This window comes from Klebsiella sp. K5-45 (genome assembly GCF_030128605.1).
Lineage (GTDB): Bacteria > Pseudomonadota > Gammaproteobacteria > Enterobacterales > Enterobacteriaceae > Klebsiella > Klebsiella quasipneumoniae.
This window is the reverse complement of record NZ_JAKUZW010000020.1, coordinates 26,588-34,560: the sequence shown is the minus strand read 5'-3', so window position 1 is coordinate 34,560 and position 7,973 is coordinate 26,588. Positions and strand designations below refer to the sequence as shown.

At 59.1% G+C, this 7,973-nt stretch carries 7 protein-coding genes; 3 read left to right on the top strand and 4 right to left on the bottom strand.

The genetic code is table 11. The features are described from left to right. Positions 1 to 556 precede the first annotated feature (556 nt). Entirely contained in the window at positions 557 to 2,146 is a 1,590-nt protein-coding gene (gene purH / locus MKS11_RS25690) for a bifunctional phosphoribosylaminoimidazolecarboxamide formyltransferase/IMP cyclohydrolase (RefSeq protein WP_004206735.1), read from the top strand. 15 nt (positions 2,147 to 2,161) lie between these two features. Continuing rightward, positions 2,162 to 3,457 carry a phosphoribosylamine--glycine ligase gene (purD, locus tag MKS11_RS25685; protein ID WP_087771429.1) on the top strand — a complete coding sequence of 432 codons (1,296 nt, stop codon included), beginning with the start codon at positions 2,162 to 2,164 and terminating at the stop codon, positions 3,455 to 3,457. Here the strand turns inward: purD and zraR are convergent. Both zraR and zraS read right to left on the bottom strand, forming a co-directional pair. Then, the gene (zraR, locus tag MKS11_RS25680) at positions 3,447 to 4,778 is read right to left on the bottom strand and encodes a sigma-54-dependent response regulator transcription factor ZraR (protein ID WP_049093826.1); all 1,332 of its coding nucleotides are present in this window, start codon (positions 4,776 to 4,778) and stop codon (positions 3,447 to 3,449) included. The genes purD and zraR overlap by 11 nt on opposite strands. Further along, a complete protein-coding gene (zraS, locus tag MKS11_RS25675) occupies positions 4,765 to 6,159 on the bottom strand; it encodes a two-component system sensor histidine kinase ZraS (RefSeq protein ID WP_023319468.1) in 1,395 nt (464 codons plus the stop codon). The genes zraR and zraS overlap by 14 nt, the downstream gene beginning before the upstream one ends. Before the next feature lie 259 nt (positions 6,160 to 6,418). On the opposite strand from zraS, the gene zraP reads away from it, so the two are divergent. Further along, a complete protein-coding gene (gene zraP, locus MKS11_RS25670; RefSeq protein WP_064183925.1) occupies positions 6,419 to 6,856 on the top strand; it encodes a zinc resistance sensor/chaperone ZraP in 438 nt (145 codons plus the stop codon). 3 nt (positions 6,857 to 6,859) lie between these two features. Here the strand turns inward: zraP and MKS11_RS25665 are convergent, their stop codons facing one another. Next, positions 6,860 to 7,555, bottom strand: coding sequence for a DUF1481 domain-containing protein (locus tag MKS11_RS25665; RefSeq protein ID WP_023319466.1), 696 nt, complete (start codon positions 7,553 to 7,555; stop codon positions 6,860 to 6,862). A gap of 12 nt (positions 7,556 to 7,567) precedes the next feature. Then, a complete protein-coding gene (gene hupA / locus MKS11_RS25660) occupies positions 7,568 to 7,840 on the bottom strand; it encodes a nucleoid-associated protein HU-alpha (protein ID WP_002884342.1) in 273 nt (90 codons plus the stop codon). Between the last annotated feature and the right edge of the window lie 133 nt (positions 7,841 to 7,973).

Here is a 7,973-nt window from a genome sequence, read left to right as displayed (position 1 = left end):
TCGTCCGAGGACGTTAAGAATCCATGTCACTTTGAGTGCCCACACAGATTGTCTGATAAATTGTTAAAGAGCAGTTGCGACGCGCTTTAGCGCTCTGTCGCGAGGTGGCGTATATTACGCTTTCCTCTTTCAGAGTCAACCCGTTTTTCAGGATTTTTCTCTTCAACCGAACCGGCTGTTTGTGTGAAGTGATTCACATCCGCCGTGTCGATGGAGGCGCATTATAGGGAGTTCTCGAGCGCCCGCAATAGAAAAATGGCAGAAAAATGACTGACTGCTGCATTCCCCAGCAAAACCCCGCTTTATACCTCGTTACACACAGAATTATCCACAGGAGAGCGTAAAAACATGACCGCTAGCCCCGTGGATCGCCAGCTATATAGAAGGAGATTCACCGGCCTGGAGAGAAAGATAAAAATTCGCGAGCGTTGCGCAAACGTTTTCGTTACAATGCCGCGCTATGACACGGATGCCCGGTTGGGTGCGTTAGGTGAGTTTTTAGGCAAAAACTCACCTAACGCTCTCTGTAATGTTCAAATCCTGGGGATTTAATACCATGCAACAACGTCGTCCAGTCCGCCGCGCTCTGCTCAGTGTTTCTGACAAGGCCGGTATCGTCGAATTCGCGCAGGCGCTTTCCGCTCGTGGTGTCGAGCTGCTGTCCACTGGCGGCACCGCTCGCCTGCTGGCAGATAAAGGCCTGCCGGTAACCGAAGTCTCTGACTACACCGGTTTCCCGGAAATGATGGATGGACGCGTGAAAACCCTGCATCCGAAAGTACACGGCGGCATCCTCGGCCGTCGCGGTCAGGATGACGGCATCATGCAGCAGCACGGGATCGCGCCTATCGATATGGTGGTCGTTAACCTCTATCCGTTTGCCCAGACCGTCGCTCGCGAAGGATGCTCGCTGGAAGACGCGGTGGAAAACATCGATATCGGCGGCCCGACCATGGTCCGCTCCGCGGCGAAGAACCACAAAGACGTCGCCATCGTGGTGAAGAGCAGCGACTACACCGCCATCATTAATGAGATGGACGCCAACGAAGGCTCCCTGACGCTGGACACCCGCTTCGACCTCGCCATTAAAGCCTTCGAACACACCGCCGCGTATGACAGCATGATCGCCAACTACTTCGGCAGCATGGTTCCAGCCTATCACGGCGAAAGCAAAGAAGCCGCTGGCCGCTTCCCACGCACCCTGAATCTGAACTTCATTAAGAAGCAGGATATGCGCTACGGCGAAAACAGCCACCAGCAGGCTGCCTTCTATATAGAAGAGAATGTCAAAGAAGCTTCCGTGGCAACCGCTACCCAGCTGCAGGGCAAAGCGCTCTCCTATAACAACATTGCCGATACCGATGCGGCGCTGGAGTGCGTGAAAGAGTTCAACGAACCGGCCTGCGTGATCGTTAAGCACGCTAACCCATGCGGCGTTGCCGTTAGCGACTCGATCCTCGACGCCTACGATCGCGCATACAAAACCGACCCGACCTCCGCGTTCGGCGGCATCATCGCCTTCAACCGCGAACTGGATGCCGACACCGCGCAGGCGATCATCTCTCGCCAGTTTGTCGAGGTGATCATCGCCCCGTCCGCCAGCGAAGAAGCGCTGAAAATCACTGCCGCGAAGCAGAACGTCCGCGTACTGACCTGCGGTCAGTGGGATGCGCGCGTTGCCGGTCTCGATTTCAAACGCGTTAACGGTGGTCTGCTGGTTCAGGACCGCGATCTCGGTATGGTCACCGCGGGTGAACTGCGCGTGGTCAGCAAACGTCAGCCGAGCGAGCAAGAGCTGCGCGATGCGCTGTTCTGCTGGAAAGTGGCGAAATTCGTCAAATCCAACGCCATCGTGTATGCCAAAGACAATATGACCATCGGCATAGGCGCCGGTCAGATGAGCCGCGTCTACTCGGCGAAAATCGCCGGAATTAAAGCCGGTGATGAAGGTCTGGAAGTGAAAGGCTCCGCCATGGCCTCTGACGCCTTCTTCCCATTCCGCGACGGGATTGACGCCGCGGCAGCGGTCGGCATCACCTGCGTTATTCAGCCGGGCGGCTCTATCCGCGACGACGAAGTGATTGCCGCCGCTGACGAACACGGCATCGCCATGATCTTCACCGACATGCGCCACTTCCGCCATTAATTCATGGAGCAGCAGATGAAAGTATTAGTAATCGGCAACGGCGGGCGCGAACACGCCCTGGCCTGGAAAGCGGCCCAATCGCCGCTGGTTGATACCGTCTACGTCGCGCCGGGCAACGCCGGTACCGCGCTGGAGCCGTCGCTGCAAAACGTCGCCATCGGCGTTACCGATATTCCGGCGCTGCTTCGCTTCGCCCAGGATGAAAATATCGACCTGACCATCGTTGGCCCGGAAGCGCCGTTGGTCATTGGCGTGGTTGACGCGTTTCGTGCCGCCGGGCTGGCCATCTTCGGGCCAACCGAAGGCGCTGCGCAGCTGGAAGGTTCGAAGGCCTTCACCAAAGATTTCCTTGCTCGTCATCATATCCCGACGGCGGAATATCAGAACTTCACCGACGTTGAGCCAGCGCTGGCTTACCTGCGCGAGAAAGGCGCGCCGATCGTCATCAAAGCCGACGGTCTGGCGGCGGGTAAAGGCGTTATCGTGGCGATGACCCTTGAGGAAGCCGAAGCGGCGGTCAAAGACATGCTGGCCGGTAACGCTTTCGGCGACGCCGGACACCGCATCGTCATTGAAGAGTTCCTCGATGGCGAAGAGGCTAGCTTTATTGTGATGGTCGACGGCGAGCACGTCCTGCCGATGGCCACCAGCCAGGATCACAAGCGCGTCGGCAACGGCGATACCGGCCCAAATACCGGTGGGATGGGCGCTTATTCTCCGGCGCCGGTCGTGACTGATGAAGTCCATCAGCGCACCATGGAGCGGATTATCTGGCCAACCGTGAAGGGCATGGCCGCGGAAGGCAACACCTATACCGGTTTCCTCTACGCCGGTCTGATGATCGACAAGCAGGGCAACCCGAAGGTGATTGAGTTCAACTGCCGCTTTGGCGACCCGGAAACCCAACCGATCATGCTGCGCATGAAGTCCGACCTGGTCGAGCTGTGCCTCGCCGCCTGCGCGGGCAAGCTGGACGAGAAAACCTCCGAGTGGGATGACCGCGCGTCGCTGGGCGTGGTGGTTGCCGCCGGCGGCTATCCGGGCAGCTACAACACGGGTGATGAGATCTACGGCCTGCCGCAGCAGGAAGTCGCAGACGGTAAGGTCTTCCACGCCGGCACCAAACTGTCTGACGACCAGCGCGTGGTCACCAACGGCGGGCGCGTGCTGTGCGTCACCGCCCTGGGCGATACCGTAGCGCAGGCGCAGCAGCGCGCCTATCAGCTGCTGACCGACATTCGCTGGGACGGTAGCTTTAGCCGTAGCGATATCGGCTGGCGCGCCATCGAACGTGAAAAGGCTAACGGCTAAGTTTCGCCAGCAGCGTTTTCCGCGTAATGCCTAACTGACGGGCGGCTTCGGTTTTGTTGCCGCCCGTTTTTTCCAGCGCCGCCAGAATCACCTCTTTCTCCACTTCCACTAACGGCTGAATTCCCCCCTCCTCGCTCCCGCCTGACGGCAGCGGCGTACCGGCGATCGCCAGCGGCAGTTCTCGCTCAGAGATATAGTTTCCGGTCAGTAGCACCACCGCCCGCTCCACCGCGTTTTCCAGCTCGCGAATATTGCCCGGCCAGAGGTAGTGGATCAGCAGGTCCATCGCCTGTGGCGTGAACCCCTTTACCGCCTTACGATTGCGTTCGGCATAGCGTTTGAGAAAGTGCTGCGCCAGCTGCGGAATATCTTCCCGGCGCCGGCGCAGCGGCGGCATCTCAATAGTCACGACGTTCAGGCGGTAATAGAGATCCTGGCGAAAACGCCCGGCGCTGACCTCTTCGGCGAGGTTGCGGTGGGTGGCGGCGATCAGCCGCACATCAACGGCAAGCGTCTGGTTGCTGCCGACACGCTGCACCTCCCGCTCCTGAATCGCCCGCAGCAGACGCACCTGCATCAATGGCGAGATATCGCCAATTTCATCGAGGAACAGCGTGCCGCCATCCGCTTCGACAAAGCGCCCCTCACGTCGCCGCTCCGCGCCGGTAAACGCCCCTTTTTCATGGCCGAAGAGTTCCGACTCCAGCAGCGACTCATTCAGCGCCGCACAGTTGAGCGTCACCAGCGGCTTATCACCGCGCCCGCTGCAGGCGTGGATGGCGCGCGCCACCAGTTCCTTACCGGTTCCCGACTCCCCATGGATCAGCACCGTCGCGTCCGAAGGGGCTACCAGCGTAATTTCGTTAAGAAGCGCCTGCATCGCCGGGCTGTCGCCAATCATGCCCCACCGTAGATCCGTCGCAACGCTGGGGTCGCCCTCGCTATGACGGGTGTGTGCCAGCGCCTGGACTAACGTCTGCTGTAACGTGTCAAAATCCAGCGGTTTAATCAGATAATCCAGCGCCCCGGACTTAATGGCCTCCACCGCCGTATCGACGCTGGAGAACGCCGTCATGATCAGCACCGGGATCGCCGGGTTATAGGCTTTTATCTCTTTTAACGTTGCGATACCGTCCAGCTCCGCCATGCGAATATCGCACAGTACCAGGTCGAAAACCTGATGATGGATCTGCTCCAGCGCCTGCCGGCCGTTGTGGGCTAATGCCACCTGATAGCCCCAGCCGCGCAGCAGCGCCTGCAAGATCGTGCAGTGGCTGATGTCATCATCGACAACCAGAATCTGTACCTTATCGCTGCTCATCTTCCCTCCGTTGAGCATCCAGCGGTAGCCAAAGCGTAAATATCGCTCCAGCCCCCGGCTGACTTTCGGCGCGGATCGTCCCGCCATGTTGTTCGATAATATTCTGCACCACCGCCAGCCCCAGCCCGGTGCCGTCCGCCTTGGTGGTGAAATAAGGAGTGAAGATGGCCTGTAGCTCTTCATCGCTCATCCCCTTACCGCTATCCTTAACGACTATTTTCATACGTCGCCGATCGGCTTCACTTGCCGATACGTGAATGACGCCGTCGCGGCCAATCGCCTGCATCGCGTTCAGGTACAGGTTCAACAGCACCTGGTTCAGGCGGTCGGCATCGGCGTTGATCGTGGAGAGCTCCGGGCGCGGCGTAAATTGCAGCGCGATCCCGCGACTCTGCGCATCCTGGCTAACCAACTGCAATGAGTGGTGGATAAGCGCGTTAATATCCACCGGCTGGTAATTTAAATGCGCGGGCCGGACCAGCTCCAGCAGCTCACTGACCACCCGATTGAGGCGGTCGGCCTCTTTGGCCATCACCTGCGCTAACTGATGCGACTCACCGCCCGGCGGCGTGCGCTCGGCAAAATATTTTGCCAGCCCTTTAATCGACGAGAGCGGATTGCGGATCTCGTGCGCCACGCCTGCCGCCAGATGGCCAAGCGCCAGCAGTTTCTCTTTGCGGGCCATCGCCTCCAGCAGTTGTTTCCGTGAGCGGCGATAGCGGCGGAACCAGAACTGGGCAAGGATCGTTGCCGCTGTCACCAACGCGGCGGCGCCCAGCATGATGGCCATATTCCGCTGCCCGCGGGCCTGCGCGGCATCCAGCTCGCGGCTATCAAAGGCGATAAAAATCACCTGCGGGACGCTGGCTTGAGCCAGGGCGCTGTTGCCGCGATTCATCATGCCCATATGGTGGCCGCGGGCCGGATTGAGCGGGCGAAACTGGCGATAGATCTCCATGGCCGGCTGCGGCTCGCTAAGCCGCCGCCAGCGAGCCTGTTCGCCAACCGCCAGCGCACGCATCTGCGCGGGGCTGTAGAGCGTTTGACCCACCTGCTGCGGATCGCTGTGGGCGATGATGGCGCCATTGTCATCAGTCACCGCGAACCACAGGACGCCCGGCTGCCAGGCCATCTCTTCCAGCAGGGCCTGCAGCTGCGCGTGGTGCATCCGCATTCCCATGCCAACGCGCGTGCCGGACTCCAGCGCGCGGATCAGTACGCTCCCCTTCTCCTCGATAGTTTGTCGGGCGGCGGTCGTCTCACGACCGTAGTCGCGGACGATCATCGCGGAGAACAGCACCACCAGCAGCACTACCGTACCGGTCAGCAGCCAGCTCAGCGCGCCAGCGGCAGCGTCCCGGGAAAAAGGTTTGATCTTCATCGGCGAGTCCTTGTCATCTCCTTTTCGCTATCAGCAGGATCTTTCAGCAGAAATCATGCCATGTTTCCGCGCGGCCAAACCTGCTCTCAAACATATCGCCTGCGCTTTAGCGAGTAAAAATGACTCGCCGGTCACGGGCGGAACGGGTCATTTTTACTCGCTCTTCTCTTTAACGGCCTCGGCAGGCCTGCACGGACGGGCTTTTTCAGGCTGGCATGAAAGATGCAATACCGAGAGAAACCACACAGGAGAAAATGCCATGAAACGGAACCGTACCTTACCTCTCGCCCTCGTTACCTTAGCCGCGCTGACCTTCGGCAGCAACACGGCCTGGGCCAACCACCACTGGGGCAACAATAACGGGATCGGCAACCAGGGCTACAGTCAGCTGACCCAGGAGCAGCAGGCTACCGCGCAAAAGCTGCATAACGATTACTATGCGCAAACCAGCGCCCTGCGCCAGCAGTTGCAGTCCAAACGCTATGAGTACAATGCGTTGCTCACGGCGCAAAAGCCGGATAGCGGCAAGATTGAAGCCGTCGCTCAGGAGATGGAAGGCTTACGCCAGAAGCTGGATCAGCAGCGAGTGAAATTTGATCTCGCCCTGGCTGAGGCTGGCGTTCCCCGCGGCGCAGGAATGGGATATGGCGGCTGTCGCGGTAGCGGCGGCGGTCATATGGGCATGAATCACTGGTAAAGGTTAGAAGCTTTTTTCCGTCGGCTGCCAGGTGCAGAAGTTTTCATTGGCCACCAGCAGCAGTTGAGAGCCTTCCGGCGCCTCCAGCCAGGCAATGCTCACCGCGGCGGAAGCGTGGCTCTGCCGACGTTCAATGTGCGCCAGAGCCCGACTATCGAGGTCGGGCGTGACCGTCTGCCCTTCACAGGTCAGCACGGTATGCGCGGCGGCGTTCCAGCGTCCCTGACGCAGGACGACCCGTCCCTGGCGGAGGGCGTCGCTGGTCTGGCGGATCTGCTCGGCGCGATAACGGTACAGCGCGACCTGGTCGCTGGAGAGTTGCTGCTTCTGCCCGTCAACTTCCCGCTGCATAAAGCTAAGATCGCCCTGCGCGTCGAAGCGGGCACGAATATGTTCCGGCGGCTTGCCGTAGACATTGAGTTCAATCAGCGTCAGCTGATCGCCCTGCCAGCGATATTCGCTGGTCGAGGTGTCCCCGTGACGCCACGGGCTGAAGGCGGCGAGAAGATGGACTTCATCGCCAGAATCTTTACGCCAGATACGCATCGCCCCCTGGTTGTCCGCATAACCGCTGGCGGTAAATGGTGGTAGCGACGCGTTATGGCTGCAGGCAGTCAGCAACAGGATGCCCGCCAGCGCCAGAGGCCGGCGCCAGACAGACAAAAGGGGCTTAATAGCCCCTTCGATAAAACTGTTCACTGCCACGCGGTCTTACTTAACTGCGTCTTTCAGTGCTTTGCCAGAAACAAATGCCGGCACGTTAGCTGCAGCGATTTTGATCTCTTTACCGGTCTGCGGGTTGCGGCCAGTACGCTCAGCGCGGTGGTTCACTTTGAAGGTACCGAAACCAACCAGTTGAACAGCATCACCTTCTTTCAGAGACTCAGTAATTGCAGCCAGGGTAGATTCCAGGGCAGCTTTAGCCTGTGCTTTGGACAGGTCAGCTTTGTCCGCAATTACATCAATCAGTTGAGTCTTGTTCATAAGTTATCCTTACAATGTGTTTATCGCTTGCTAAGCATCGAGTGCGACGGAAATGCCAAAAAAGCACCCTCCTGCATACACGCACCGATAGCCACTTTTTTTCGCCCTCCAAATGTAGACCAGACGGGGGGCG

What these genes read in the sequence shown, in the direction of transcription:
- hupA (WP_002884342.1), bottom strand. Translation starts at nt 7,840, where the DNA reads ATGAACAAGACTCAACTGATTGATGTAATTGCGGACAAAGCTGACCTG.
- zraS (WP_023319468.1), bottom strand. Translation starts at nt 6,159, where the DNA reads ATGAAGATCAAACCTTTTTCCCGGGACGCTGCCGCTGGCGCGCTGAGC.
- purD (WP_087771429.1), top strand. Translation starts at nt 2,162, where the DNA reads ATGAAAGTATTAGTAATCGGCAACGGCGGGCGCGAACACGCCCTGGCC.
- zraR (WP_049093826.1), bottom strand. Translation starts at nt 4,778, where the DNA reads ATGAGCAGCGATAAGGTACAGATTCTGGTTGTCGATGATGACATCAGC.
- zraP (WP_064183925.1), top strand. Translation starts at nt 6,419, where the DNA reads ATGAAACGGAACCGTACCTTACCTCTCGCCCTCGTTACCTTAGCCGCG.
- purH (WP_004206735.1), top strand. Translation starts at nt 557, where the DNA reads ATGCAACAACGTCGTCCAGTCCGCCGCGCTCTGCTCAGTGTTTCTGAC.